The sequence below is a fragment of the Methanolinea sp. genome (assembly GCA_030055515.1).
GTDB lineage: Archaea > Halobacteriota > Methanomicrobia > Methanomicrobiales > Methanospirillaceae > Methanolinea_A.
Genome location: JASFYI010000001.1, coordinates 167,982 through 193,297 on the forward strand (window position 1 = coordinate 167,982; position 25,316 = coordinate 193,297).

27 protein-coding genes and 1 tRNA gene are annotated in these 25,316 nt (G+C 65.5%); 12 read left to right on the top strand and 16 right to left on the bottom strand.

What is annotated here, in order from left to right:
• Positions 1-97: 97 nt before the first annotated feature.
• From QFX32_00875 to QFX32_00940, 14 genes are read right to left on the bottom strand one after another with little or no spacing between them, the layout of a single operon-like run.
• Positions 98-691, bottom strand: a complete 594-nt coding sequence (locus tag QFX32_00875; protein ID MDI9632592.1) for a cobalt-precorrin-7 (C(5))-methyltransferase — start codon at positions 689-691, stop codon at positions 98-100.
• Complete coding sequence (locus QFX32_00880) at positions 688-1,710, bottom strand: cobalt-precorrin-5B (C(1))-methyltransferase (GenBank protein MDI9632593.1); 1,023 nt, start codon at positions 1,708-1,710, stop codon at positions 688-690. Before QFX32_00880 ends, QFX32_00875 begins: the two co-directional genes overlap by 4 nt.
• Complete coding sequence (locus QFX32_00885; GenBank protein ID MDI9632594.1) at positions 1,700-2,377, bottom strand: precorrin-8X methylmutase; 678 nt, start codon at positions 2,375-2,377, stop codon at positions 1,700-1,702. Before QFX32_00885 ends, QFX32_00880 begins: the two co-directional genes overlap by 11 nt.
• Complete coding sequence (gene cobJ, locus QFX32_00890) at positions 2,325-3,107, bottom strand: precorrin-3B C(17)-methyltransferase (GenBank protein MDI9632595.1); 783 nt, start codon at positions 3,105-3,107, stop codon at positions 2,325-2,327. The genes QFX32_00885 and cobJ overlap by 53 nt, the downstream gene beginning before the upstream one ends.
• Complete coding sequence (gene cbiG, locus QFX32_00895; GenBank protein MDI9632596.1) at positions 3,091-3,960, bottom strand: cobalt-precorrin 5A hydrolase; 870 nt, start codon at positions 3,958-3,960, stop codon at positions 3,091-3,093. Before cbiG ends, cobJ begins: the two co-directional genes overlap by 17 nt.
• Positions 3,957-4,673, bottom strand: coding sequence for a cobalt-precorrin-4/precorrin-4 C(11)-methyltransferase (locus QFX32_00900; GenBank protein MDI9632597.1), 717 nt, complete (start codon positions 4,671-4,673; stop codon positions 3,957-3,959). The genes cbiG and QFX32_00900 overlap by 4 nt, the downstream gene beginning before the upstream one ends.
• Before the next feature lies 1 nt (position 4,674).
• Positions 4,675-5,280 (bottom strand): cobalt-factor II C(20)-methyltransferase, encoded by a 606-nt coding sequence (locus QFX32_00905; protein MDI9632598.1) that lies wholly within the window; start codon positions 5,278-5,280, stop codon positions 4,675-4,677.
• Complete coding sequence (locus QFX32_00910) at positions 5,274-5,804, bottom strand: methyltransferase domain-containing protein (protein MDI9632599.1); 531 nt, start codon at positions 5,802-5,804, stop codon at positions 5,274-5,276. Before QFX32_00910 ends, QFX32_00905 begins: the two co-directional genes overlap by 7 nt.
• Positions 5,805-5,859: 55 nt before the next feature.
• Positions 5,860-6,654 carry a uroporphyrinogen-III C-methyltransferase gene (gene cobA, locus QFX32_00915; protein MDI9632600.1) on the bottom strand — a complete coding sequence of 265 codons (795 nt, stop codon included), beginning with the start codon at positions 6,652-6,654 and terminating at the stop codon, positions 5,860-5,862.
• Positions 6,651-7,535 carry a hydroxymethylbilane synthase gene (hemC, locus tag QFX32_00920; protein MDI9632601.1) on the bottom strand — a complete coding sequence of 295 codons (885 nt, stop codon included), beginning with the start codon at positions 7,533-7,535 and terminating at the stop codon, positions 6,651-6,653. The genes cobA and hemC overlap by 4 nt, the downstream gene beginning before the upstream one ends.
• Positions 7,520-8,767: a glutamate-1-semialdehyde 2,1-aminomutase gene (gene hemL / locus QFX32_00925; GenBank protein MDI9632602.1), complete on the bottom strand. Its 1,248-nt coding sequence runs from the start codon at positions 8,765-8,767 to the stop codon at positions 7,520-7,522. Before hemL ends, hemC begins: the two co-directional genes overlap by 16 nt.
• Positions 8,754-9,737 (bottom strand): porphobilinogen synthase, encoded by a 984-nt coding sequence (hemB, locus tag QFX32_00930; GenBank protein MDI9632603.1) that lies wholly within the window; start codon positions 9,735-9,737, stop codon positions 8,754-8,756. Before hemB ends, hemL begins: the two co-directional genes overlap by 14 nt.
• Positions 9,716-11,032 (bottom strand): glutamyl-tRNA reductase, encoded by a 1,317-nt coding sequence (gene hemA / locus QFX32_00935; GenBank protein ID MDI9632604.1) that lies wholly within the window; start codon positions 11,030-11,032, stop codon positions 9,716-9,718. Before hemA ends, hemB begins: the two co-directional genes overlap by 22 nt.
• Positions 10,999-11,622 carry a bifunctional precorrin-2 dehydrogenase/sirohydrochlorin ferrochelatase gene (locus QFX32_00940; protein MDI9632605.1) on the bottom strand — a complete coding sequence of 208 codons (624 nt, stop codon included), beginning with the start codon at positions 11,620-11,622 and terminating at the stop codon, positions 10,999-11,001. The genes hemA and QFX32_00940 overlap by 34 nt, the downstream gene beginning before the upstream one ends.
• A gap of 171 nt (positions 11,623-11,793) precedes the next feature.
• On the opposite strand from QFX32_00940, the gene QFX32_00945 reads away from it, so the two are divergent.
• Positions 11,794-11,865, top strand: a tRNA-Gly gene (locus tag QFX32_00945).
• 344 nt (positions 11,866-12,209) lie between these two features.
• Here QFX32_00945 and QFX32_00950 read toward each other — a convergent pair.
• Entirely contained in the window at positions 12,210-12,620 is a 411-nt protein-coding gene (locus QFX32_00950) for a nuclear transport factor 2 family protein (protein MDI9632606.1), read from the bottom strand.
• An 866-nt stretch (positions 12,621-13,486) separates the two neighbouring features.
• Between QFX32_00950 and QFX32_00955 the strand changes: the two genes are divergently transcribed.
• From QFX32_00955 to QFX32_00985, 7 genes are all read left to right on the top strand, one after another.
• On the top strand, positions 13,487-13,750 hold the full coding sequence (locus tag QFX32_00955) for a ferredoxin-thioredoxin reductase catalytic domain-containing protein (GenBank protein MDI9632607.1): 264 nt from the start codon (positions 13,487-13,489) through the stop codon (positions 13,748-13,750).
• Between the two features lie 370 nt (positions 13,751-14,120).
• Complete coding sequence (locus QFX32_00960; protein ID MDI9632608.1) at positions 14,121-15,194, top strand: permease; 1,074 nt, start codon at positions 14,121-14,123, stop codon at positions 15,192-15,194.
• A gap of 13 nt (positions 15,195-15,207) precedes the next feature.
• The gene (locus QFX32_00965; GenBank protein ID MDI9632609.1) at positions 15,208-15,468 is read left to right on the top strand and encodes a hypothetical protein; all 261 of its coding nucleotides are present in this window, start codon (positions 15,208-15,210) and stop codon (positions 15,466-15,468) included.
• Complete coding sequence (locus QFX32_00970) at positions 15,465-15,698, top strand: thioredoxin family protein (protein MDI9632610.1); 234 nt, start codon at positions 15,465-15,467, stop codon at positions 15,696-15,698. The genes QFX32_00965 and QFX32_00970 overlap by 4 nt, the downstream gene beginning before the upstream one ends.
• A complete protein-coding gene (locus QFX32_00975; protein MDI9632611.1) occupies positions 15,695-16,111 on the top strand; it encodes a putative zinc-binding protein in 417 nt (138 codons plus the stop codon). The genes QFX32_00970 and QFX32_00975 overlap by 4 nt, the downstream gene beginning before the upstream one ends.
• Before the next feature lie 204 nt (positions 16,112-16,315).
• The gene (gene arsB, locus QFX32_00980) at positions 16,316-17,380 is read left to right on the top strand and encodes an ACR3 family arsenite efflux transporter (GenBank protein MDI9632612.1); all 1,065 of its coding nucleotides are present in this window, start codon (positions 16,316-16,318) and stop codon (positions 17,378-17,380) included.
• A 147-nt stretch (positions 17,381-17,527) separates the two neighbouring features.
• Positions 17,528-18,934 (top strand): MFS transporter, encoded by a 1,407-nt coding sequence (locus QFX32_00985; GenBank protein MDI9632613.1) that lies wholly within the window; start codon positions 17,528-17,530, stop codon positions 18,932-18,934.
• A gap of 144 nt (positions 18,935-19,078) precedes the next feature.
• Here QFX32_00985 and QFX32_00990 read toward each other — a convergent pair whose 3' ends face one another.
• Positions 19,079-20,488 (bottom strand): MATE family efflux transporter, encoded by a 1,410-nt coding sequence (locus tag QFX32_00990; protein MDI9632614.1) that lies wholly within the window; start codon positions 20,486-20,488, stop codon positions 19,079-19,081.
• Positions 20,489-21,127: 639 nt separating this feature from the next.
• Here QFX32_00990 and QFX32_00995 point away from each other — a divergent pair.
• From QFX32_00995 to QFX32_01010, 4 genes are all read left to right on the top strand, one after another.
• Complete coding sequence (locus tag QFX32_00995) at positions 21,128-22,903, top strand: aldehyde ferredoxin oxidoreductase family protein (GenBank protein MDI9632615.1); 1,776 nt, start codon at positions 21,128-21,130, stop codon at positions 22,901-22,903.
• Between the two features lie 40 nt (positions 22,904-22,943).
• A complete protein-coding gene (locus QFX32_01000; GenBank protein ID MDI9632616.1) occupies positions 22,944-23,720 on the top strand; it encodes a HesA/MoeB/ThiF family protein in 777 nt (258 codons plus the stop codon).
• Positions 23,693-23,995 (top strand): MoaD family protein, encoded by a 303-nt coding sequence (locus QFX32_01005; protein ID MDI9632617.1) that lies wholly within the window; start codon positions 23,693-23,695, stop codon positions 23,993-23,995. The genes QFX32_01000 and QFX32_01005 overlap by 28 nt, the downstream gene beginning before the upstream one ends.
• A 140-nt stretch (positions 23,996-24,135) precedes the next feature.
• Positions 24,136-25,293, top strand: coding sequence for a cytochrome c biogenesis protein CcdA (locus tag QFX32_01010; protein MDI9632618.1), 1,158 nt, complete (start codon positions 24,136-24,138; stop codon positions 25,291-25,293).
• Positions 25,294-25,316 lie beyond the last annotated feature (23 nt).

The window sequence follows — 25,316 nt, forward strand, 5'->3', positions numbered from 1 at the left end:
CCTTGCCTCTCCGGTACAGTGGTGGCTCGCGATTCTATTTATTCCCTTTTTCCCCGCGGGGAGTGCCGCGGGGAGCGGGTCTTGCACCCCAAAGCCTTCATTTCCCGCGGTTTGCGACCCGGAGGACGAGCGAGAAGAGGCCGGTCCTCGGCAGGGGGGGCTCCCGCGGCGTCCCAGCCTCGATCCGCTCCCCTGGGTAGCCGAGGTTCTCGCAGACGGTGAGCACCACCTCGCCGGGGAAGTCGACGAGGCTTTCAGCGCAGGCGCGGACGTCAAACCCGGGGTCCGCGACGACGAAGACGGTCTTCCCGCGCGATAGCCCGTCGCGGATCTCTCCCAAGGCGGCCGCGTGGTCCCTCCCGTGGGCGACGACGACCGTGGTGTCCTGCATCGGGATGCGGAGGCGCGCGAGGGCGAGCTGGAGCGAGGAGATGCCGGGGACGACCTCTCCCGGCAGGTACCCGAGCCCCGCGAGCATCGGGTCGCCGGTCGAGAGGACGACCGCATCCGCGGGGAGGTTTTTCAGGGACCCGTAGTCCTCGATCTCGCGGACCTCGGCGTCAGGCCTGAAATACTCGCGCGCGAGCTCTATCGCCCTGCGTGACCCGTAGACGAGGCGTGCAGAGGAGATTTCGCGCACCGCCTGCAGGGTCAAGAGCCCCGGGCCGCACCCGACCCCCACGATCTTCATCCGCTGTCCCCCAGCACTTCCCCCTCCCGCGAGAAGACGACGACGCGGAGGGTGGGGTACTTCTCCCGCGCGATCGCAAAAGCCCTCTCCATCCTCCCGCGGAATTCGGGCCTTCCCGAGAGTTCCTCCACGGTCTGGCACCCCGTCCCCTCGAGGATCCCGGGGTAGAGGAACTTCAGGACGAGTCCCGGGAGCCCCGCGAGGACGACGTCCTCCCCCGCCCCGGCGAGGACGTCGGCCAGCCGGGATCCGGCGAGGACGACCTCGCGGTCGGGGAAGTGGAGGCGGGCGTACCGGAGGCCGATGCGGCCGGTCGTCACGACGACGCGGCCCGCCGACGCGACCCTCTCCCGCGCGGACTCGGCGAGGTGGTCGTCCCACGGCTCGACGAGGCCGGTCGACCCGAGGATGGAGATCCCGCCGACGATCCCGAGGCGCGGGTTGAGGGTCCGGGCTGCCGCCTCCCTCCCCCCGGGGACTTCGAGCGTGAGGGCGACACCCGGTATCCCGGCGGTCACCATCGCCTCCCCGATCGCCTCCATGATCGCGGAGAGGGCCGGCGGGCTGATCGCGGGCTCGCCGGATCTCGCCCGATGGGTATCGCGGGAGTGCCGGCCGATACCCTCCCCGGGCACGAGGGAGACGCCGTCGCCGCGTTCCTCGGCGGTCGCGACGAACACGAGGCCCGCGGTCGCGTCCGCGGGATAGTCCCCCACGAACTTGGTTACCCTCCCCACCCCCGAGTGTCCCTCGGCGGGCACGACCACCTCGATCCCGCAGGGGGTGCGGACAGGGACGCGCTGGACCGGTCCCCGAAGGGAGAGGATTGCCGCCTTGCAGGCGGCGGCGGCCGTGGTGCCCGTCGTGTACCCCCTCCGGAGTACCTTTCCGGACGCGGTGAGGACACCGAGCCCCGCGCGCGCGAGCTCGAGTGCTCCCGGGTCCCCGCAGGCGGCGACCCACTCCTCGGGGTAGGCGAATCCCGTCACCGGGTCGACGAGGGCTCCCCTACCCCCCATCTCCCCTCTCCACCCCCCTCTCCGCGAAGATCGTGATGATCTCGTTCATCGCGGCGACTGCGACGGGCGTTCCCCCCCTCGTCCCGACGTTCGAGATGGAGGGGACGGGGAGGGACCGGAGCCTCTCCTTCGACTCGGCGGCGTTCACGAATCCGACCGGTGTCCCGATGACGAGCGCGGGTGCGATGCCCTCCTCGACGAGGTCGCAGAGGGAGAGGAGGGCGGAAGGGGCGTTCCCGATGACGACGATCGCCCCTTGAAGTTCCCCGCGGAGCGCGAGGATCCCTGCCCGTGCCCTCGTGATTCCCTCCGCTTCAGCCCTCTCCGCGTGGTCGAGGGCGCAGGCAATCCTGCTCCCGTGGCCCTTCTTCTGGATCCCGACCATGACCATGCGGATGTCTGTCACGATGGGTGCACGGCGGGCGAGCGCTTCGAGTCCCGCGCGGACGGGGTCGTGCATGAACCGGAGGAGCCCGGCCATCTCCATGTCCCCGACCGCGATCGCGCACCTCTGGCGCACCCGGTCCTCGTCGCTCCGGTCCCCGATGACCTTCCGGGCGAGCATCCGGCTCTCCCTCGAGATACGGAGGGCTTCCCCCGGTATCGCGCCGATGTCAGTATAGGTACTTTCTCTGGTATCCCCGCGGGGTGATGATGGCTCTCCCATCCCTCCCCACCTCCCCCATCCTCGTCTCGGTCCCGCCGATGATGACCGTGGTGTGCATGTCGATATCGCCCTCGTACTTCATTGCGTCCCCGAGCGTCGTGACGGTGACGGTCTCCCCCTCGCGGTACGCGTTCCTCACGATCCCGACCGGTGTCGAGGGGTCGCGGTAGCGCGACGCGATCTCGATTGCCCGGGCGAAGTTGTGCGGCCTTCCCCTGCTGCGGGGGTTGTAGAGGACGACGGGGACGCCCATCGAGAACGCGCACTTGAGCCTCTCCTCGATCACCTCGGGCGGGGTGAGGAGGTCGGAGAGGCTGACGACCGCAAAGTCCCCCGAGAGAGGGGATCCTAGGAGCGACGCGGCCGCGGTCGCTGCCGTGACCCCCGGGATAACCTCCACCCTCACGGGATACTCCGACCGCTCGGCAACCTCGAGGACGATCCCCGCCATCCCGTACACACCGGGGTCGCCCCCGCTCACCACCGCGACCACGCTCTCCCTCGCGAGCGCGACGGCCTGCCGTGCCCGCTCGACCTCCCTGCCCATCGAGCTCCTGATGACGGTCTTCCCCCTGATGAGCGGCTCGACGAGCGCGAGGTACGAGTCGTTCCCGATCACGTACTCCGCCTCCTCCAGCGCGGCGATGGCCCTCCCGGTCATGTGGTCGGGCGAGCCGGGGCCGAGCCCGACCACGTAGAGGACACCCCGCCCCTCACCGCGCGATGGCAACGGTCACCCCCCCGAACACCCTCTTCTCCATGACGAGCTCCTTTCTCTCGGAGACCGCGAGCGCAGCAGGCTCCGCGACCCCGGCGAGACCCACCCTTCCTGCCCGCGAGGGCGACCGCGGCGGGAACGCGGCGAGAACCTGATCGTCGAGGAAGACGAGCGTCCCGCCGAGGGCCCTCACCCCGCCGATGATCCCCTGCTCATGGGACTTCCGCGCGGTCGAGGCGTATACCCCGACCTCGTCCTTCCCGATCCCGGCCGCCTCGAACGCGCTCTCGAGGGCCGACTGCACGTCACGTGCGGCCGTCCCCCTCCTGCACCCTATCCCCACGGAGTACTCGCCCTTCCGGAAGAGGACGGTGACGCGCGGTCCCGCGATCACCACCGCCGGCCCGCTTACCGCGTGGAGCGGGACGGGGCCGTCGAGGATCGCGGCGTTGACGGGTGTCGTCGATTCCCGGTTGATGATGCGGCAGTCCAGGCGGGCGGCAATCGCCTCGACGGATTCCCTCCCGGCCCTCTCCGTCGCGGTGGTGATGACCGGGAGTGCGCCGAGCCCCGAGAGCTTCCGCGCGATCTCGTTTGCGCCGTGGTGGCCGCCGACGAGGGGGATCGCGAAGGTGAGGTCGGGGTCCACGACCACGACTGCCGGGTCCTCCCACTTGTCGCGGAGGAGGGGCGCAACAGACCGCGTCGCGATGCCCGTCGACATCACCGCGACGATCCACTCCGACTCCCGGAATGCGCGCGCGAAAGCATCGGGCGAGTAGGGGACCACCTCGCCGCCGAGAAACCCCGCGATCCTCGCCGCTGCGTCGAGGAACCTCGAGAGAGAGATGACCTTCCCGCTCATGAGTACAGGTGCGACCTCCTGTGCCCGGACGACGCCGGGTCGAGGACGCCGCCGACGACGAGGAGGGCGGTCTTCGTTATCCCGGCGTCCCTCGCCTTCTTCGCGATGTCCGCGACGGTCCCCCGGACGACGACCTCGTCGTCCCAGCTCGCGTGGTACACGACTGCGGCAGGGGTATCCGGGGGACACCGGACCCTCGATGTGATCTCCTCGAGGTGCCCGGTCCCGAGGAAGAAGACGAGGGTCGCCCTGTGTTCGGAGAGCCCGGGGATCTCGTCTCTCTCGAGGGTCGCGCCTGCCGGGCGCGTCACGATGAGGGTCTCTGCGACGCCGCCGAGCGTGAGCTGGATCTTCAGGGCAGCCGCGGCGGCGAAGAGCGAGGACACCCCGGGCACGATCTCGCAGTCCACGCCCGCCGCGGAGAGGATCTCGATCTGTTCCACGATCGCGCCATAGAGCGAGGGGTCCCCCGAGTGGAGGCGCACGACCTTCTCCCCCTCCCTCGCGTGGGAGACGAGGATCCCGCAGATCTCCTCGAGCGTCATCCCGTGGCTGTCGATCTTCACGGGGGCGCGGGAAGCCTCCACGAGCCGCGGGTTGACGAGCGACCCGGTGTAGACGAGGACGTCAGCCTCCCGGAGGAGGGTGAGCCCCTTCACCGTGATCAGGTCAGGGTCGCCCGGGCCCGCCCCGACGAAGAAGACCCTCGCCATATCACCGCTCCGCGTAGAGGACGCTCATGTAATCGCTCTGCTCCGGGAGATCCCCCTCCCTGAACACGCGCATGTCGGGGAGGAACATCCTCTCCACGAGGACGAACCGGGAGAAGCCCTCGCGCGCGAGGGCTTCTGCAGTTTCCCTCGGCCTCCTGACCTTGAGGAGCACCCTGTGCCGCGGCGTGCCGCCGTCGGAGACGCAGAAGCCCTCGGAGAGCGCGATCCCCGCCGCCGCCGCAAACGCCGTGATCGCGCTGATCCCCGGTTCCGTCCGGCACTCTATCCCCGGGTACTTCTCCCGCACGACCTCGCAGAGCCGGGAGAACGTCGAGAAGAAGTTCGGGTCGCCGAGGAGCGCGAGCACCGCGGTCCCGCTCGAGGCGACGGGCGCGATCCTCTCCGCGTTCCTCTCCATGCATGCCCTCACCGCGGCAGGGTCTTCTGTCATGGGGAACTCGAGGACCTCGGCGTCCCTGTAGGGCGACACGAGGGAGTGGGCGAGTCTCCCGGGGACGTAGACGGCGTCTGCCTCCCGCAGGAGGCGCACGGCCCGGAGGGTGAGGAGTTCGGGGTCGCCGGGACCGAGCCCCAGGCCGATCAGCACGGGGACACCCCCCCGGAGATGACGGCCACGGGATTGGCCGGTCTCCAGATATGGCCGCCGTCGAGCGGAGCCGCGTGCGCCACTTGGACGAGGACGGCCTCCCTGTATATCCCGAGTTCCTCCATAAGGGAGATCGCCCTCGCGACGGTCTCTATCTTCACCGCGTTGACGACGATCGCCCGGACCTTCAGCCCGGCGAGCAGGGGGAGGATCCGCTCGATCTCCCGCGAACCGCCGAGGAACGCGGCGTTGGGGGGAGGGAGCGAGGGGATGAGGTCTGCCGCGTTCCCCGCGTGGAACTCGATGTTCGAGACCCCTGCCCTCGCCGCCGCCTCCCGCGCGTGCGCGATGGCCTCGCCCCGGACATCGATCGCGATGACCTTTCTCACCCTCGGCGCCGCGTGGACCGCGACCTTCCCGGTGCCGCACCCGATGTCCATGAAGAGGTCCGAGGGCCGGAGGTCGAGCTTCGAGAGCGAGATCGCCATCACCTCGTCCTTCGTCGGCCCGCCGGGAAGTCCCATGCCAAACTCACTCCTTTTTTCGCCACGGAGGAGCATTAACTCTTGTATCGCGCGGTCAGGGGAGGAATTCACCCGCGGGATCCCCCGCCTGGGTCTCCGGCAGGACGAGGGGGGGATCGCCCTCCCGGTAGAGCCTGACGACTTCCCCCGCGATGATGACCGCCGGCGGTCTCACCCCGCGCTCCTCCGCGATCGCCCCGATCGTCGCGAGCGTCCCCGTGGTGACCCTCATGTCCGGCCGCATCCCCCTCTCGATGACGGCGACGGGTGTCTCCGGGTCCCGGCCGTGTGCAACGAGGGTCGACGCGATCCACGGCAGGTTGCGGACGCCCATGAGGATGACGAGAGTTCCCCTGTTCCGCGCGAGGCTCTCCCAGTCTATCGCGGAACCCTCCTTGCGTGGGTCCTCGTGCCCCGTGAGGATCGTCACCGAGGACGCGTACTTCCTGTGCGTCACGGGAATCCCCGCGGCAGCGGGGACGGCGATCGCGCTCGTCACGCCCGGGACGACCTCGACGGGGATGTTGTGCGCCCGCAGGACCTCGAGTTCCTCACCCCCCCTCCCGAAGAGGAAGGGATCGCCACCCTTGAGGCGGACGACCTTCTTCCCCTCGAGCGCCCGCTCGACCATTATCCTCTCGATCTCGCGCTGCTCGAGCGTGTGCATCCCGCCGAACTTCCCGCAGTCTATCTTTTCTGCCCCCTCCGGGAGCGCGGCAAGGATCTCGCTCCCGGGGAGTTGGTCGTGGAGGATCACGTCCGCCTCGTCGATGACCTGCTTTGCGCGGACCGTGAGCAGTCCAAGTCCCCCCGGCCCCGAGCCGACGAGGTACACCTTCCCTTCCTTCATTCTCTCACCCCAAGCCTCTCGTGTGCTTCCCTGATGAGCTGCGCGGCCTCTGCCCGGAGGTCCCGCGCGAGGAGGTGGGCGGATGACGCGTCCGGGCAGGGTCCCTCCCTCCGCGCTGCCCTGTCCCCCGAGAGCGAGAGGACCTCTGCGTACATGTAGCCGTCCCTGCAGTATATCCCGAGCGGGGTGTAGCATCCCCCGCCGATCTCCTCCATTGCGACCCGCTCGGCCGCGGTGTCCCTCCGGGTGGGCGCGTGGTCGAGGATAGCCGCGAGCTCGTCCGCGGTCTCCCCCTCCCTGCAGACGACGGCGACGGTCCCCTGGTTCGGCGACGGGACGAAGACCTCGGGGGGGAGGCGCGTCCCCGGGAGCGTGAGTCCCAGCCGCTGGAGACCCGCCTCGGCGAGGACGACCGCGTCGAACCGCCCCTCGCGGAGCCTGCGCAGGCGGGTATCCACGTTCCCGCGGAGCGGGTGGATCTCGAGGTGGGGGTAGTGCCTCAAGAGCTGTGCCCTCCTCCGCGTGCTCGACGTCCCCACGACCCTCACCTCCTCGAGCGGGACCTCGTGGACGAGGAAGTCCGCGGGGGAGTCGCGTTCGAGGACGGCGCAGGTGACAAGCCCTTCCGGCCTTTTCGCGGGGATGTCCTTTGCGCTGTGGACCGCGGCGTCGATATCGCCCCGGAGGATGGCATCGTCGAGGGCGCGGACAAAGACGCCCTGTCCCCCGATCTCGTGGAGGGGAACCCCCGTGACGGAGTCGCCGAGCGTCTGGACGATGACCCTCGTGGCCTCGACTCCCTGTTCCGCGAGGCGCGCGATCACCCTCTCCGCCTGGGCGAGAGCGAGCGCGCTCCCGCGGGTCCCTATCCGGAGAGACATCTCCTGTACGCCGTGCAGATTGCCTCTACGTCCGCCCAGCTGTGCGCCACGGAGAGGAAGTTCGTCTCGAACTGCGAGGGCGGGAGGAAGATCCCGGACTCGAGCATCTTCTCCCAGAAGAGCCAAAACGCCCTCGTGTCGCACTCCTTTGCCTGCCGGTAATCGCGCGGGGGCCTGTCCCTGAAGAAGAGCGCGAACATGGAACCGAGGCACACGAACGACCCCTTGCCGAGGTCGACCACGGTATCGCGAATCGCCTCCATTTTCTCCCGGAGATCCCTGTATATCCCGGGGTGGTTGTGGATCCACCGGACCGTCGCGAGCCCCGCGGCGAGGGAGAGGGGATTCCCTGAGAACGTCCCGGCATTGTACACGGGGCCCTGCGGCGCGACCATCTCCATGATCTCTCTCCTCCCCCCGAACACGCCGATGGGAACGCCACCCCCCACGATCTTCCCGAGCGTCGTGATGTCAGGGACGACGCCCCACCGTCTCTGCGCACCCCCGATCCCCACGCGGTACCCCGTGATCACCTCGTCGAAGACGAGGAGGACACCGTGGTCCCTCGTGATCCTGCGCACTTCTTGGAGGTATCCTTCCTGCGGGAGGATCGGCCCCACGTTCCCCATCACGGGCTCGACGATGAAGGCGGCGACGTCGCCGTTTCGGGAGAGGAGGGTCTCGAGTGCCTCCGCGTCGTTGTAGGGGACCTGGAGGGTGTGGGCCGCGACCTCAGGGAGGACACCCGCGGAGTCGGGGATCCCGAGCGTCATCGCACCGGACCCCGCCTTCACGAGGACCGCGTCGTGGGCGCCGTGGAATCCCCCCTCGACCTTCACGATGTCCTTCTTCCCGGTGTATCCCCTCGCGAGGCGTATCGCGGCCATCGTCGCCTCCGAGCCGCTCGAGACGAACCTGACCATGTCCATGCCCGGGTGGTCGCGGCAGAGAACCTTCGCGAATTCGACTTCCAGTGGCGTGGGCGTCCCGTACAGCCACCCGTCCGCGAGCTGTGCCTCGATGGCGGCGCGGACCTCGGGGTGCGCGTGGCCGAGGAGGAGGGGACCGTACCCCATGCAGCAGTCGATGAGGTCCCTGCCGTCCACTGTGCGGAGCCGCGACCCCGAGGCCTTCGCGGTGTAGAAGGGGTAGGGGGAGATCGCCCTGACGGGGCTGCTCACGCCGCCCGGGATGAGGGACCGCGCCATCTCGAAGTACTCACTGCTCCTCATCGAGCCACCCCGCGACGTCCCTCGCATAGTAGGTGATGATGAGGTCTGCCCCTGCCCTCTTCAAGCACGTGAGGGTCTCGATGACGACGTCCCTCTCTCTGATCCACCCCCGAGCAGCGGCCGCCTTGACCATCGCGTACTCCCCGCTGACGTGGTACGCGGCGACCGGGATGCCGAGTGTCCGTACCGCAGCAAGGACGTCGAGGTAATACCCGGCGGGCTTCACCATGAGGATGTCTGCACCCTCGTCGAAGTCGAGGACTGACTCGAGGATCGCCTCGCGGAAGTTCCCGGGCGGGACCTGGTACGTTGACCTATCACCGAACCGGCAGCCGCTCTCGGCCGCGTCGCGGAACGGTCCGTAGAGGGCACTCGCGAATTTCGTGGAGTAGGACATGATCGCGACGTCCGCGAAACCCGCACCGTCGAGCGCCGACCTCACGGACTGGACGACGCCGTCCAGCATGCACGAGGGTGCGACGACGTCCGCGCCGCTCTCCGCGTGCGAGAGGGCGATCCTGTTCATCAGCTCGAGGGAGGCGTCGTTGAGGAGGTCAGGACCGTGCCGACCTTCGCCCACGATGCCGCAGTGGCCGTGGTCGGTGTACTCGCACGCGCACACGTCGGTGGCGACGAGGATCCCAGGGACCGCGTCCTTGATAGCCCTGACGGCCCTCTGGACGACCCCGTCCTGCGCGAACGCGGAAGACGCGTTCCTGTCCTTCACGGCCGGGATGCCGAAGAGGAGGACTGCCCGGATGCCGGCATCCCAAAGGTCCCCCGCGACCTCCGCCGCCTCGGCGAGGGGATAGCGGAACTGCCCCGGCATCGACGGGATGCCCTTCCTCTCCCGGGTGGTCTCGTCGAAGAAGACAGGTGCGACGAGGTCGAGCTTCCGGAGCGCTGTCTCGGAGAGGAGCGGCCGGATGATCCCGGACCGGAGCCTCCTCATTCTTCTCTTGGGAAACAAAGTCTCTCACCCCTTGTGATTGCTGCGACGAGTGATCTCGCAAGCCCGAGGTCCCCGCCTTCGGCGGAGAGCCTTATTGAAGCCGTCATGTCCGAGAGGAGTTTCCTCGCGAGGACCCTCGAGAGGTCGTCGATGATCTCGCGCGTCCTCTCGTCGGCACGGCCGATCCGGGAGAGGGCCCTGTCCCTCTCGCGGAGGCGGATCTCCTCGGCCCACGTGTGGAGCGCGGCGATGACCTCGTCAGCGGACCTGCTGTTCAGCAATTTCACGAAGCGTACGAGCTCTTCCTCGATGAGCTCTCTCACTTTCCGTGCCTCGGACCGCCTCGAGTCCATCGTCCTCTCGTTGATCTCGCGGAGGTCGTCGATCGTGAAGAGCGAGACGCCGCGGATCTTCCCCGCGTCTTCCTCCACGTCCCGCGGCTGCGCGATGTCGATGATGACGAGGGGTCTGGGCCCATCCTCGTTCGGCCAGCAGCGTGCTGCCATGACCCGCTCGAGCTGGTCGCAGTGGATGACAGGGTGCGGCGCGGACGTGCACGAGATCACGACGTCAGAGAGGGTCATGTAGTGGGAGAGCTCGTCGAACCGTATCGCCCTCCCCCCCACCTTCTCCGCCAGCCGCTCCGCGCGGGCGTACGTGCGGTTCGCGACGTAGATGGCGGTCAGGTTCTTGGCGGCGAGAGCTCTCGCCACGAGCTGTCCCATCTCGCCGGACCCGATCACGAGGATGTGTTTCCCCTCGAGGGTACCGAGCCTCTCCTCCGCGAGCTGGACTGCGGCCGAACCGACCGAGACCGCGCCGCGGTTGATCTGCGTCCTGCGGCGTGCCTCCGTCCCCACGTGCACGGCCTTGTGGATGCAGAGCTCAAGGACAGGTCCCGCGCACCCCGCCTCCATCGCCTTGTGGAGCGCCGTTTTCAACTGGCCGAGGATCTGGTCTTCCCCGACGATCATCGAGTCCATCCCGCACGCAAGCTCGAGGAGGTGGCGGAGGGCTTGCGTGCCGGAGTAGAGGTAATAGCCCTTCCAGCCGGCCTCGTCGAGGAACGAGGAGAGTGCCCCCGCGTCGCCGTGGACGATGACCTCGACCCTGTTGCAGGTCTGGAGGAGGACGACGCCGGCGAACAGTCCCCTTGCCCTCTCGAAGAATACCCTCTCGTCGGGAAAGCGCATCTTCTCGAGGATGTCGGCCGTCGCCGTGTGGTGGCTTATCCCGGCGACAGCGACGGGGACGTGCAGCGCGCTGTCCCCGCGACCAGTCAATCCAGGTACCTCACTGCAATCAGCGACCATGTGTACGCCTCCCCGCGGGGGATGGCATTCCAGACGTCCGGATCCTTCAGGACTTTCCAGAGGATCTCCCTGCGGGCAGAAGGATCGGGCACGAATTCCCGCAGGTACTTCCTTAGGCGTTCCTGGAGCTCTACCATCCGGTCGAGGTGGGGGAACGTCTCCTCGAGGTGTTCCCTGATGAACCGGGATATCGCGGGGCTCGAACCGGCAGTACTCACCGCGAGGACGAAATTTTTGCCCCTCACGACGGACGGGACGAGGATATCCCCCGTCTCCCCCTCCGCGTTGTTGAAGAGGACGTTTTTCCTCCTGCAGGCATCCCCGATCCTGTTGTTGAGGACGGGATCGGGAGTCGCGGCGACGGCACAGAACGCGCCCTCGAGGAGGGAGTACAGGGATTCATCGGTGAGCGTGCCGAGATCGGTTTCGACCCTCTCCACCGGGAGTTCCAAGAGCGCGGGAGAGAACGAACGCGAGTACACGACGACCCTCGCCTCGGGAGAAAAAAAAGCTGCTTTCCGGGCGCCGACCTCACCTCCCCCGAATATCGCGACTTTTTTCCCCGTAAAATCCACGAGGAGCGGTACCATCAGTATAGGTGTGGCGCGATCTTTTCATTAAGATGTTGGGTTCGGGGGGCAAATCCGCCCGGTCCTCCGGCGGGCATTTCCGGGCGCGAATGGAACCAATCGGCGCACTTTTCTGCGGGGGCCGAACGCGATAGCCTTAATAGCATCCACACCATATTGATGTGAGCACTTGCGCCGATAGTGTAGTGGTTATCACTAGGCGTTGCCAACGCCTAAACCCGGGTTCGAGTCCCGGTCGGCGCATCCCGGAACTTCTTTTCCTTGGAAATTGCACCCGTGATATTCACTTGGTGCGCAGTTATCTCCCCGAGGATCATGCAATATTCATTTCTCCGCCAGGGCAGGGATTCACCGGGGGGCAATTTCCGGGGGATTCCAAGGCGACCTGCCTTGGACCATGGAAACGCGGACCGTGCCGGGTTCGTGAACCGACCGCCGGGGACGGGCGCGGGGATTTGCGCAGCCGGGGGGTGAAATTGGTGATCGAACGGGCTTTCACCGTGGCAGGACGCACCTTTCCTCGCAGGAACCCCCCCCCATACGCCTGGAAAAAGGGCGCGTGTCAAAACCGTGTTCCCGTTCCCGGGTTACTCCGGGGCCGGGACGTCCCTGCTCATCCCCCCAAGGAGCCTCCACCTGCCCCCCTCCCTTATCCACGTGTGGGTAATCGCCGAGGATTTCCCGACGGGTGTCCCATCAATGCTACTCCACGTGACATTGAGGGTATACTGGGTGAGTGCTGTATCCCCCGAAATCCGGATCCCCTTCCGGTCTATGACGAGGGTACAGGGGACAGGGCTTGTCACGAGATTCCTCATGAAACGGGCGCTCATGTTGTAATCGACGGGCGTGTCACGTCCATCAGGCCACCCGAGGAACCTGCTGTCGAGGAGCGAGAGAACCCCATCGTAGTCTGCCCTGTAGAGGCTGGAGAAGTACTCGTTCTCGAGTGCCCAGATTTCCTCTTCGTCCGTTGTTGCATGGTTTCCCGCGGTCATCGTTGTGCACCCCGACAAAAATCCCAGTGTGCAGAGAATGAGCAGGAGGGAGGTGCAGGCATAAATTCTTTTCATTGGTTACTGTAAAGCACGGGAGCCGGATAAACGTGTGGGGTCGTGTCATCCGGGTGGGATAGCAGGTCCCACGGGATAGCACAGCACAAAGAACCCGCAAATCAACCCGTTTATCCCAGGCCACGAGGGGAGGTTAAAATAGCTCGCGGTCTTTCAAGGCAGGGCCCGGGTCGGGTCGGGGAAGGTTTTGTCAGCCTCGTTGATACGCTATGCCATTGGGAACTGTCCGGTACACCATTTTGTCCCGGTGGGACTCTCGTCATGACCGCGTCACCACCGGGAGAGAGGGAGAAGCCCTGTATTCTCTCCGCGGTATTCCCCCAAGCGTCTTTTGCGGGTGACCCGGGTCACAAAATACCATTGCATTTTCCCATTCGCGGACTTTTTCCCCCGGTCGATTCCCCGATCCGAAAACCCGCGAGAGTTTGCGCTTGGGAGTACCTTTCGCCCCCCGGGGACATGGAATATGCCGCTCTCGCGGGAGCAAGGCAAGGGCTGACGGGTGCATAATCATTGTTGCGCGCGTGCGGGTATTCCGAACCGATGGTGGCAAGAGGCCTCGATTACCATCTGAATCCCTTCGCCCGGGAAAAAGGGCCTCTCTTTTGGTCCCTTTCGGCACGCGATACCGGCGGGAAAACCGGAGATACTATAATGGGTGAGGTATCTCCTACTATTGGTTGACTGGCAGGTGTCCTGCCAGCCCACGTTCCCAACGGCGACCGAGGTGTTTCGAGACGGAGAAGAATGAAGGATGCGTCCCCTGCGATCCATCGGAAGGAACCGATGCGATCGAGGAGAAGATCCGCTCGTGGGCATCTTCGTACGCGAGGCAGAAGGGCTGGATCCTCAACCCGGACAAGAAGGCCCTCGACATCGTCATCAGGGGACTTTCCCGCAATTGCAAGAAATTCGGCAGGCCCTACTGCCCGTGCCGGTTGCGCAGTGGCGACCCCGAGAAAGACAGGGATATCGAGTGCCCCTGCATCTACCACGCGGACGAGATAAGGGACGAGGGGAACTGCCACTGCAGGCTGTTCTACCGGCCGGACTGATCCCCGTTGGGATGGCGCCTGGAATCGCCGGGTTCTGAGCTTTTCTGCCCCCGCGGAGAGTCCTGTCCCACGTCGCGGGAGGAGCCCCTGCAGGGCCTGCGGAATGTGGGAGGAGTCCGCATGCGGGAGGGGCGCGAGATCCGGATACCGGGCGCGATGACCCGCGGGACGAAAGAGCTTTTTCGGGCCAAGGGCCCGGATCCGTCAGATTGATGTGGGTTCACCTCCATTATTTCAAATATATTTGAAATTGAAGGTGGATTGGTGAGGCCGGCAACGTGTCCCACGGGGCATTTCTGCCCGCGACGGTCACCGTGCACGCGTTCCACGGGGGCTGCGGGAGAGGTGGAATACCGGGTGGGGGATTGGAATGATTGACGCCATCGCCGGTCCGGTCTCCCTCGGCTGGGAGACGCTCGCCGAGTACCTGCAGGAGCACGTCGTCACGTGCCTCGTGCCCGCGTTCTTCATCGCGGGGGCGATTGCCACCTTCGTCAGGAAGGAGGCCATCCTGAAGTACTTCAGCCCCGACGCGCCGAAAACGGTCGCCTACGGGCTCGCATCGGTCTCGGGGACGATCCTCGCGGTCTGCTCGTGCACGATCCTCCCCATGTTCGCGGGCCTCTACAAGCGGGGGAGCGGTATCGGGCCGGCGACCACGTTCCTCTACGCCGGTCCGGCCATCAACGTCCTCGCCATCGTCTACACGGCAAAGGTGCTCGGCCTTGACCTCGGCATCGCGCGCGCGGTCTTCGCCGTCGCGATGTCCATCGTCATCGGGCTCGTCATGGCCGCGTCTTTCCGCTCCCACGACGACGAGACGAGGGAGAGGCTGAAGGCCATGCCTTCCGTTCCGGCCGGCGAGAAGGCAGGACGGCCCGCGTGGGCGGTCCCCCTCTTCTTCGTCCTGCTCGTGGGAATCCTCGTCACCGCGACGGCGAAGGCGGACTGGACGGTCAAGTTCCCGGTTATCTACGCCATGACCCTCGCGGTCGCGTGCCTCCTCATCTACTTCTTCGGGCGGGACGAGGTCACCGAGTGGGGATACGAGACGTGGGATCTGGCGAGGAAGATCTTCCCCATCCTGATCGCAGGGACGTTCTCCCTCGGGATGCTCGCCTACTTCCTCCCTCCAGAGACATTCCGGCCGTTCTTCGGGGACAACTCGGTCTCTTCCACGCTCCTTGCCGCCATCGTGGGGACGATCCTCTACATGCCGACGCTCCTTGAGGTCCCCATCATCGGGACGACGTTTGGATACACGGGTGGGGTGATGGCGGGGGGACCGGCGCTCTCCCTCCTCCTCTCGGGACCGAGTGTCAGCCTCCCCTCGCTCCTCGTCCTCTCGCGGGTCATGGGGGTGAGAAAAACGGCCACCTACGCTGTCCTTGTGATTTTTATTTCGGCACTTGCAGGTTTTGTCTACGGGCTGTTCATGTGGTGAGGTGAGAGCTGAAATGAGAGAGACGGAAAAACCGTGTTGCGCGGCGGAAGCCCTGCGGCGGATCCGGCAGGTCGATGTCGGGGGGATCACAGTGGGGCTTGCGATGCTCGACGAGATCATCGACGAGGTGAGGGGGCTACAGCTCTCATCGCGAGACGCAATCGCCGACGCACTCGTAAAGAGGGTGAAAATTTACAATTACGTTCCCGCCTCAGCGGAGGAGAAGTACAGGGAGGCACTCTGCCGCGAGTATGAAAGGAGGGGGAGACCATGAAGATCGAAGTCCTTGGTACAGGGTGCATGAAGTGCAGGAGGCTCGCAAAGAACGTCGAACAGGCAGTCGCAGAACTTGGGATCGACGCAGAGATCCAGAAGGTGGAGGACATCGCCGCGATCATGGAGAGGGGGGTCATGCTCACCCCGGCACTGATCGTCGACGGCGAACTGAAGGTCTCCGGCCGCGTTGCCGATGTGAAAGAACTGAAGGAGATATTGAAGGGATGAGTGAGACGATGGAAGGAGAAACGAAATGCGTCTGCGGTGGACCGGGCATTGCAGAGGGCGGGAAGAAGAGGGTCCTCTTCACGTGCTCCGGGGGTTCGAGTACCGGGCAGATCGCGAACCACGCGGCGGTCCGGCTGGCACAGGAAGGTTTTGGCATCATGGTGTGCATCGCGGGAGTTCCCTTCCGCGCGCCACCCGTCATGGAGAAGCTCGCGCAGGGGGAGGCGATCGTCGTCCTCGACGGCTGCCCGGTGGCATGTGCCCGCAAGGTGCTCGAGATGCAGGGTATCCGCGCCGACCAGCACATCGTCGTGACGGACCTAGGGATCAAGAAGACGAAAGAGCTCATTCCGGCCGAGGAGGAGATCGAGAAGGTCGTTGATGCGGCGTGGAGGGGGCAAGGAGAATTATAAGGAGGGAGAGAGAGTCCCGGCCGTCTCCGTAGCCATTGCCGCGTGTCAATCCCGTTAACGACGTGGAATGCGCATGGGACGAGGGCAAGAACAATCTCCCGGCATACCGCCGGCAGGAATCCACATGGTAGAGAGAGTTCCCGCCATGAGAGTGAAGAGTGTGTTGTGGTAATTATGGACTTAGAAAAAGCAAGGGAACGAAGGTTGGGTACCTTTGAGAAGTATCTCACGGTGTGGGTCGCGCTCTGCATCCTCGCAGGGATCGGTCTTGGTGCGGTTGCTCCCGGTGTTGCAGTGGCACTCGATTCATTTTCTGTCTACCACGTCTCCATCCCTATCGCAATAGCCCTCTTCTTCATGATGTACCCCATCATGGTGAAGATCGACTTTGCCGAGGTAGTCAAGGCCGCCCGTACCCCCAAGCCCGTGGCAATGACCCTCTTCATCAATTGGGCGATAAAGCCATTCACGATGTACTTCATCGCGACGTTGTTCCTTGGTTCCATATTCGTCTCCCTCATACCCGGGACTGAGGTGCTCGCAGACGGGAGTACGGTCGATCTCTGGAGGAGTTACGTCGCGGGGTGTATCCTGCTTGGCATCGCGCCGTGCACCGCGATGGTCCTCGTGTGGAGCTACCTCGCGCGGGGAAATGACGGCCTCACCCTCGTGATGGTTGCAATCAACTCGATCACAATGCTCGTTCTCTACGCCCCGCTCGGCGGATTCCTCCTCGGCGTGAACGCGATGCCGATCCCGTGGGAGACAATACTCCTCTCCGTTGCCATGTACGTCGGTCTCCCCCTCCTCGCCGGGTACTTTACGAGGAAGTGGATCATCCGGCGGAAGGGAATGGCGTGGTTCGAGACGAAGTTCCTCCACCTGCTCACGCCGGTCGCGATAGTTGCACTCCTCGGGACACTTGTCCTCCTCTTTACCTTCAAGGGGAACGTCATCGTCGAGAACCCGCTCACCATACTCTGGATTGCAATCCCCCTCTTCATCCAGACCATGTGCATCTTCTCGCTCGGGTACTTTGCCCTCGCCCGCTGGCTGACGCTTCCCTACCGCGATGCTGCACCGGCCGCGATGATCGGGGCATCGAACCACTTCGAGGTCGCCATCGCCACGGCGACGGTTCTCTTCGGCCTCTCCTCCGGGGCAGCGCTCGCGACAGTCGTGGGGGTTCTCATCGAGGTGCCCGTGATGCTCCTGCTCGTGGAGATATGCCTCCGGACGAGGGGTCTTTTCAGGGACGAGCCGGAATAACGGGACTTTTCGCGGGACGAACCGTCCGGCATTCTGAACCGTCCCTTCCTCCCCCTGATTTTCCCTTGGGAATATTTTTGGTTGGACGACGACGATGCTGTAATTACCGGTGACCGTGGAGACATCGACAGGCAGGGAAGGCTATTCATGAGTAGGAGAGAGGATCACGGAAAGGATACTGCGGAGAGGCGGGCCATCCTCCTCATCGCGGTACTCACGTCGTTCCTCACGCCCTTCATGATATCGTCCGTCAACATCGCCATCCCTGACATCGGCTCTGAATTCGGCGCGGACGCGGTGCTCCTCGGGTGGATCCCCACCTCCTACATCCTCGCATCGGCCATCATCCTCATCCCCGTGGGCAGGCTCGCCGACATCCACGGCATGCGGCGGGTCTTCTTCCCCGGCATCGTCATCTTCACCCTCTCGTCCCTCCTCTGCGCGCTGTCCTCATCCACCCCCATGCTCATCGGCCTCCGGGTGCTGCAGGGGATAGGGAATGCCATGGTCTATTCGACCGCGGTCGCCGCGCTCACGGCGGTCTATCCCCCGGGGAAGAGGGGGATGGTGCTCGGGCTGAGCGTCGCGGCCACGTACACCGGGCTCTCGCTCGGGCCGGTCCTCGGGGGGATCCTCACGTGGAATTTCGGGTGGCGGAGCACTTTCCTCGCGGTAATCCCGGTATCGGTGGCGATCATCCTCCTCCTCCTGAAGAACGGCCACGAGTGGACCGAACCCTTCCCGGAGAGGTTCGACCTCGCCGGGTCTATCCTGTACGGGTTCTCGCTCCTCTGCCTCATCTACGGGCTCTCTCTCCTCCCCGAGACACCGGGCTTTGCCATCACCGCGTTGTGCATCCCCCTCGGTGCGGCGTTCGTCCTCTGGGAGAGGCGAACGGAGAGCCCGATCATCAGGATCGACCTTTTCCTGAGCAACCGTGTCTTCTCGTTCTCGAGCATCGCGACCATGATCAATTACTCAGCCACCTTCGCGACCAGCTTCCTCCTCGCCCTCTACCTGCAGTACGTGAGGGGTCTGGACCCGCAGACCGCGGGGATCATCCTCGCGGCGCAGCCGGTCGTGCAGGCGGCATTCTCCCCCGCGGCCGGCCGGCTCTCAGACCGCGTGGAACCCGGCGTGATCGCGTCCGCGGGGATGGGCGTGACCGTGGTTGGCCTCGCCCTGCTCTCCCTCCTTTCAGAAGAGACCCCCATCCCCTTCCTCGTGTCTGCCCTCGTCGTCCTCGGTGTAGGGTTTGCACTCTTCTCTTCGCCCAACACCAACGCTGTCATGAGCTCCGTGGGACGGGAATTCCTCGGGATCGCGTCGGCGACCGTTGCAACCGCCCGGCAGGTCGGGATGATGCTCTCCCTCGGCATCACCATGGTCATCTTCGCGGTGGTTATCGGCCGGGTACAGGTGACTCCCGACGTGCACGCGCAGCTCCTCGCGAGCATCAAGGTCGCATTCACGCTGTTTGCGGTCCTCTGCGCGGCCGGGATCTACTTCTCCCTCTCCCGTGGGAATGTCCGGGAGGGGGGCAAATCCGGGTGACGGAAGCACGGAGGGGGCGTGACGCGGGGCCGGGCACCCGTGGGACCGGTGGGAACCGCGTGACCGTCCCGGGTATTGCCCGTCAGCAGCGTGACCACATTCTGGGGACTCGTCCTTGCAGCAGCCCGGGGACCGCGGTCTGCATCATCCCGTCCGCACCAGCCGCCCGATGAATACCCCTGCCCAGAGGTACCCGACGAGCCCGCCGGTGATGTTCCCGGCGACGATCCCGAGGTAGACCCCGAGTTCACCGAGGCTGAGGACGAGCCCGAGCGTGTACGCGAAGAGGACGATGAAGGCAATCGTCCGCAGGAGGCTGATGACGAGGGAAGTGACGCCGTGCCCGGTCCCCTGGAATACGGCGGCAGAGAACATCCCCAGCGGGATGAAGGGGTAAAAGAGGCACATCGTGTGGAAGAAGAGGATGAAATCCGGGGAGAGGTGTGCGCTCCCGGGCGAGTACGTGAAGAGCGCGGTGATCTGGGGGGCGAGCATGTAGGTGAGGAGGGCGGTCACGAGGCCGATTGCAATCCCGATGCGGATCGAGTACCTGTGCACGGTCCGGATCTTCTCAAACTCCCTTGCCCCGTATGCCGCCCCGGCAACGGCGATGACCGAGACCGCGATCCCTATCAGGGGGACGATCGCGAACATCACGATCCTCCACCCCGAGGTGTAGACGGCGACCGCGTCGGTGCCCGCGATCGCGACGAGGATCCTGTTGATCGAGAGGGACATGAGCGAGAGGAGGAGGTACTCGATGCTCGCCGGGATTCCGACGCCGAGGATGGACCGGAATATCCGCACGTCCGGGGAGAAACCCCTGACCTTCAGGTTGACGAACGTGTCCCGCTTCACGAGGAACCAGTAGGCGAGCACGACGAGGACAGATGCGATGGAGATGACCGTCGCGATCGCGGCACCGGCGACGCCGAGCCCGGCCCAGTAGATGAGGACCGGGTCGAGGACGATGTTGAGGACGGACGAGATGGCGATCGCGTGCATCGTCCTCTTCGTGTCCCCTTCAGCCCTGAGGACGGCGTAGGCCATCTGGACGACGAGGAAGAAAACCGTGCCTAAAAAGACGATCTGCCCGTATTCCACCGAGATATCGGTCACGGGCCCTGCCCCGAGGAACACCACGATGGGGCGGAGGAAGAGGACGAATACGACCGTCAGTACGGCGGAGACGAGGAACGCCGTGAGGATTGCGTGGCTGGCCGCGTTGTCCGCCCCTTCCCTGTCGCGCGCCCCGATGCACCGCGCGACGACCGAGGTCGCCCCTGCACCGAGCCCGTTGGAGAGGCCCATCAGGATCATGAAGAGGGGGGTGACGAAACCGACGCCGGCGAGTGCATCGGAACCGAGGCCCGAGACCCAGACGGCGTCGGCGAGGTTGTAGACCGCGACGAGGAGCATGGCCACGATCATCGGCCCGGCGAGCTTCCTGACGGCGACCTCCGGGTCGCCGAGGAGGATGGTCACCCCCCTCGTCACCTCCTCGTCGAAGGCGCGACGGGTCCCGTCCGCGGTCTCACCCGCCGTCGTGCCCACCCCCGCGCCCTTCTCCCCATGGGTGCATGCCCTGCCGCGCGGGGTAACCGCGGCGATTTACGGGGAAACCTCGCTCGCCCGCGGAAGGGACGGAAAAGGCGGTCCCCTCCCATTCTGCCTCGATACCGGGGATCCCGGCGCCCATCTCCCTCCCCCTGTCCGCGGGGAAGAGATTCATTGCGCGGCATTTTCTCGGGGCGTTCCCCATGGATTTGAAACCATCTTGCTCCAACCTCCGCATTCCCCGGCCCACCATTGCCCTGTCGGCGGGGAAGAACCGCGCGAGGGCAACCTGCACCGCACCCTCCTCCCGCGAGAAGAACATTAGGAATGGGAATTGCAGGGCGCCAATCCTCCTTGGGGAAAAGTGCCGGTTCCGCGCGATATCGTGATTCCGGTGGATCGGGGATAAAATGGCGCCGTGGGGGAGATCAAGGTGCATCCGGGATCGATAGGGGTACCGGTTCGCCCGGTCCTCATAAATAAGTTGCGCGCGCGACAACACCCGCAGTGGTGCAACCGTCCCCGAAAAGCCGTGATTCTCCGTGTTGCCGGGCTACGCCCCCTCCACCCCCCGTTCGCCGTATTTCTCGAATACATTTATGGAACCGGTGCGTCTACAGGTAGCATGGTGAATCCATGGACGCATACGCCGGACGGATCGCGGACGTCGACCTGGACAGGAAAAAGGTACAGGTCACGCCGACACCGGAAGAGTGGAAGAAGAAGTACCTCGGCGGGAGGGGATTTGGCGCCCGGGTGGTGACCGACCGCGTGAACCCCCGCGATGACCCCCTCGGGGCGGGGAATGTCTTTGTCCTTGCCGCGGGTCCCACGACCGGGACGGGTATCCCGCTCGGCTCGCGGTACGAGATCAGCGCGAAGTCCCCCCTGACGGACACGCTCATGTCCTCGAACTCGGGGGGTGTCTTTGGGTGGAAGCTCAAGAAGGCAGGGTTCGATGCCGTTATCCTGAACGGGAAGGCGGACAAGCCGTGCTACATCTACCTCGACGAGGGCTCGGCGGAGATCCGGGATGCGACCCCCTACTGGGGGAAGACGACGCACGAGACGACGGAAATGCTCCTCTCGGACCTCGGTGACACGAAGGCGAAGGTCGCCTGCATCGGCCCGGCGGGCGAAAACCACAGCCTGCTCGCCTGCGTGGTCAACGACATGGACAGGGCCGCCGGGAGGGGGGGCGGTGGCGCCGTGATGGGTGCGAAGAACGTGAAGGCGATCGTCGCGACCGGGGACCTCCCGATCGGGGTCGCCGACGAGGAACGCCTCAACGTCGTCAAGGAGAGGGCGAGGGAGAAGCTCGAGAAGAACGGCATATGCCAGGCCCTGACGAAGTACGGGACCGCGGTCCTCGTGAACATCATCAACGAGGCGGGGATCCTACCGACGAGGAATTTCCAGTCGGGGCACTTCCCGCACGCCGAGAGGGTCTCAGGGGAAGCCCTCGCCGAGAAGTACCTCAAGAAGAACAAGGGGTGCTACGCCTGCATCGTGCGGTGCAGCCGGGTCACGGAGGTCGGGGGCGAGGTCCACGAGGGACCGGAATACGAACCGCTCTGGGCATTCACGGCCGACCTCGGCATCGACGACCTCGAGTTCGCGACGAAAGCGACGTGGCTCTGCAACAAGCTCGGCCTCGACGCGATCGGGACGCCGACTGCAATCGCGTGCGCCATGGAGATGAGGGAGAAGGGGTACCTGAACGAGGGACCGCGGTTTGGGTCCACGGAGGGCCTGCTCGACCTGATATGCGAGATGGCGTACCGCAAGGGATTTGGCGCGGGACTCTCCGACGGGTCCTACCGCTTCGCCGCGAGGCACGGGCACCCGGAACTCTCGATGAGCGTGAAGAAGCAGGATCTCCCCGCGTACGATCCCCGCGGCCTCCAAGGACACGGCCTCGAGTACGCGACGTCTGTCCGGGGCGCAGACCACGTCTACGGCTACATGGTCTCCCCCGAGGTCCTCGGTGCGCCCGTGAAGCTCGACCCCTTCACGAACGAGGGGAAGGCCCAGTGGACAAAGACCTTCCAGGACCTCACCGCGGCGATCGACGCGTCCGGCATGTGCCTCTTCTCCTCCTTTGCACTCGACGCAGGCGATTACGCCGACCTCGTCGCCGCGGCGACGGGGATGCCGCTCTCGGCGGAGGCGTTCGTCCAGATCGGGGAGAGGATCTGGAACCTCCAGCGGCTCTTCAACCTGAAGGCCGGCTACACGAAGGAAGACGACACGCTCCCCGCGCGGCTGCTGAACGAACCCCTCCGGGAGGGGGCACCGAAGGGGAGGGTGTGGCAGCGCCAGCCGCTGCTGGACGAGTACTACGCCCTCCGCGGCTGGGACAAGGACGGGGTTCCGACCCGGCAGAAACTGGAGGAGCTCGGGCTCGCGTGACGCGGGGATGACGAAAACAGGCACGGGAGGGAACTTCCGGATGGACGGGGGGAAAAGCGGGAGAATGACGCACGCGGCACCCCTCTCCCTCGTCGAGAGGGAGAGGTACCTGCGGCAGATCCCGCTCATCGGGGAGGAGGGCCAGGAGAAGATCAGGGGCACCGCCGTGCTGATCGCGGGCGCGGGGGGACTCGGGACGGTGTGTGCCCTCATGTGTGCCTACGCGGGTTTCGGGAAGATCCGCCTCGTGGACAGCGACGTCGTGGAACGCCACAACCTCAACAGGCAGGTCCTCTACACCGCGGCTGACCGGGGCCTGCCGAAGGTGGAGGCTGCCGCACGCAGGCTGCGGGAGATCAGCCCGTTCGTCTCTGTCGAGCCGGTCAGGACGAGGGTCGAGGAGGGGACAGTAGGCTCCCTCGTGCGGGGGATCGACATCGTCGTCGACGCGATGGACAACTACGATGCCCGTTACATCCTCGACGATGCCGCGTTCGAAAACGGGATCCCCCTCGTCCACGGAGCGGTGAACGGTTTCTACGGGCAGGTCTCGTCCATCCTCCCGGGAACCTCCCCCTGCCTCCACTGCATCGTGCCCCACCCGCCCCCCCGCGAGGAGGTCCCGGTCATCGGTGTCACCGTCGGGGCGATCGGGAGCATCCAGGTGACCGAGGCGATAAAGATCGTGACCGGAATGGGGAGACCGCTGGCCGGGCGGATGCTGGTCTGGGACGGCCTCGCGGGAGAGGCAGAGGTGATTCCCGTCTCGGGGGACCCGCTCTGCCCGAGGTGCGCGAGGGGGGGATCGTGCGCGTGAGGGTCCGCGTGAAATCCTTTGCCGTCCTGCGGCAGTACGTCCCCGCGGAGACGGAGGTCGAACTCCGCGAGGGATCGACCGTCCGCGACCTCCTCGACCTGCTCGTGAAACGTGCCCCGGGACTCGCGGCCGAACTCTTCGACAGCAACGGGGACCTCAAGGAGTACGTGAACATCCTGCGGAACGGGAGGAACATCCACTTCATCGGTGGCCTTACGACCCCCCTCGGGGAAGGGGACCTCGTCGCCCTGTTCCCGCCCGCGGGGGGAGGGTAAGCCCGGGGGACCCGCCCGCTGGCCGGGAGCGCGTGATTCTCGCGGTCGCCCTTGGGAAAGTGCTATAACTCCACGGAGGAAAGAGTTCCAAGGATTACCCGGTATATCCCCCGCGTCCGGGCAAACAGGAGATACGCGGCGTGAAGCCAGACAGAAGCGACGGAAAGGCCATCCTCCTCTTCATCCTCCTCGCGTCCGTCCTCGTACAAGCGACATACGCCACCGAGGATCCCGCCATGGAGGGGGGCGGTGCAATCCCCCTCGGCCCGGACCACAGGTTCTCGGAGAACGGCCCGGTCGTCGTGATGTTCTACAACCCGCACTGCGGCGACTGCATGAGGACACTGCCCTTCGTCCAGGAATGGGCGGGCAGGCACCCTGAGCTCGAGATCCACCTCCTCGACATAAAGGAGAATTTCGAGTACTGGAAGCTCTTCGCGGTCTACAAGGAGGCCTACGCGACGGGGTCGATCCCTGTCCCGGCGGTCTTCGTCGGTGACCGTTTCCTCGTCGGCTACGAGGAGATCACCACGGGGCTCGAAGACGCAGTCCGGGAACAGGAGGGATCCTTCACATCCCCTCTCGCGCACCCCGTGGTGTCCTGGCCGGTGAACCTCTCGGCAGGTGAGCTGACGATCCCCGTTGTCATCGTCGCGGGCCTCGCCGACGGGATCAACCCTTGCGCGTTCTCTGTCCTCATCCTCCTCCTCGTCGGCCTCTCGTGCGCGGGATCGAGGAAGAGGATGGTCCTCGCGGGGATCTGCTTCATCGGGAGCGTCTTTGTCTTCTACTTCCTCTCGGGCCTCGGCCTCTTCTACGTCGTGCAGAGTGCCGGGATATCGAGGGCGATAGGGATCCTCGCGGCAGGGATCGCCTTCTTCATCGGTGCCGCATCCCTCTATGAAGGGCTCACGGGCGGGAGGGTGCCGGGCCTCGCGATCCCCGAGTCCCGGAAGGGCGTCATCGGGGAATACATCGGGAAGGCATCTGTCCCTGCCTCCCTCGTCCTCGGTATCCTCGTGGGGATGTTCGAGCTCCCCTGCACGGGCGGAATTTACCTCGCGATCCTCTCCCTCATCGCCGACAGGATGACAATCGCGGAGGGAATCCCCCTCCTCCTCGTCTACAACGCGTCATTCGTCCTCCCGCTCGTCCTGATCCTCGCTGGAGTTACCCTCGGCGTCCAGACAGAGACACTCGACCGGTGGAGGGTCGAACACAGGCGGGCGGTCCGCGTCGTCATGGGACTCGTCCTCGTCGGGCTCGGGGTCCTCCTCGCCCACTCGCTCCTCGCGTGAATCGCCCTGTGGGGGCCGGATGG

Excerpts from the sequence above, each read along its gene's own strand:
- QFX32_00875 (MDI9632592.1), bottom strand. The coding sequence starts at position 691 with ATGAAGATCGTGGGGGTCGGGTGCGGCCCGGGGCTCTTGACCCTGCAG.
- QFX32_00880 (MDI9632593.1), bottom strand. The coding sequence starts at position 1,710 with ATGGGGGGTAGGGGAGCCCTCGTCGACCCGGTGACGGGATTCGCCTAC.
- QFX32_00885 (MDI9632594.1), bottom strand. The coding sequence starts at position 2,377 with ATGGGAGAGCCATCATCACCCCGCGGGGATACCAGAGAAAGTACCTAT.
- cbiG (MDI9632596.1), bottom strand. The coding sequence starts at position 3,960 with ATGAGCGGGAAGGTCATCTCTCTCTCGAGGTTCCTCGACGCAGCGGCG.
- QFX32_00900 (MDI9632597.1), bottom strand. The coding sequence starts at position 4,673 with ATGGCGAGGGTCTTCTTCGTCGGGGCGGGCCCGGGCGACCCTGACCTG.
- QFX32_00910 (MDI9632599.1), bottom strand. The coding sequence starts at position 5,804 with ATGGGACTTCCCGGCGGGCCGACGAAGGACGAGGTGATGGCGATCTCG.
- cobA (MDI9632600.1), bottom strand. The coding sequence starts at position 6,654 with ATGAAGGAAGGGAAGGTGTACCTCGTCGGCTCGGGGCCGGGGGGACTT.
- hemC (MDI9632601.1), bottom strand. The coding sequence starts at position 7,535 with ATGTCTCTCCGGATAGGGACCCGCGGGAGCGCGCTCGCTCTCGCCCAG.
- hemL (MDI9632602.1), bottom strand. The coding sequence starts at position 8,767 with ATGAGGAGCAGTGAGTACTTCGAGATGGCGCGGTCCCTCATCCCGGGC.
- hemA (MDI9632604.1), bottom strand. The coding sequence starts at position 11,032 with ATGGTCGCTGATTGCAGTGAGGTACCTGGATTGACTGGTCGCGGGGAC.
- QFX32_00940 (MDI9632605.1), bottom strand. The coding sequence starts at position 11,622 with ATGGTACCGCTCCTCGTGGATTTTACGGGGAAAAAAGTCGCGATATTC.
- QFX32_00950 (MDI9632606.1), bottom strand. The coding sequence starts at position 12,620 with ATGACCGCGGGAAACCATGCAACAACGGACGAAGAGGAAATCTGGGCA.
- QFX32_00960 (MDI9632608.1), top strand. The coding sequence starts at position 14,121 with ATGATTGACGCCATCGCCGGTCCGGTCTCCCTCGGCTGGGAGACGCTC.
- QFX32_00965 (MDI9632609.1), top strand. The coding sequence starts at position 15,208 with ATGAGAGAGACGGAAAAACCGTGTTGCGCGGCGGAAGCCCTGCGGCGG.
- QFX32_00970 (MDI9632610.1), top strand. The coding sequence starts at position 15,465 with ATGAAGATCGAAGTCCTTGGTACAGGGTGCATGAAGTGCAGGAGGCTC.
- QFX32_00975 (MDI9632611.1), top strand. The coding sequence starts at position 15,695 with ATGAGTGAGACGATGGAAGGAGAAACGAAATGCGTCTGCGGTGGACCG.
- QFX32_00985 (MDI9632613.1), top strand. The coding sequence starts at position 17,528 with ATGAGTAGGAGAGAGGATCACGGAAAGGATACTGCGGAGAGGCGGGCC.
- QFX32_00995 (MDI9632615.1), top strand. The coding sequence starts at position 21,128 with ATGGACGCATACGCCGGACGGATCGCGGACGTCGACCTGGACAGGAAA.
- QFX32_01000 (MDI9632616.1), top strand. The coding sequence starts at position 22,944 with ATGGACGGGGGGAAAAGCGGGAGAATGACGCACGCGGCACCCCTCTCC.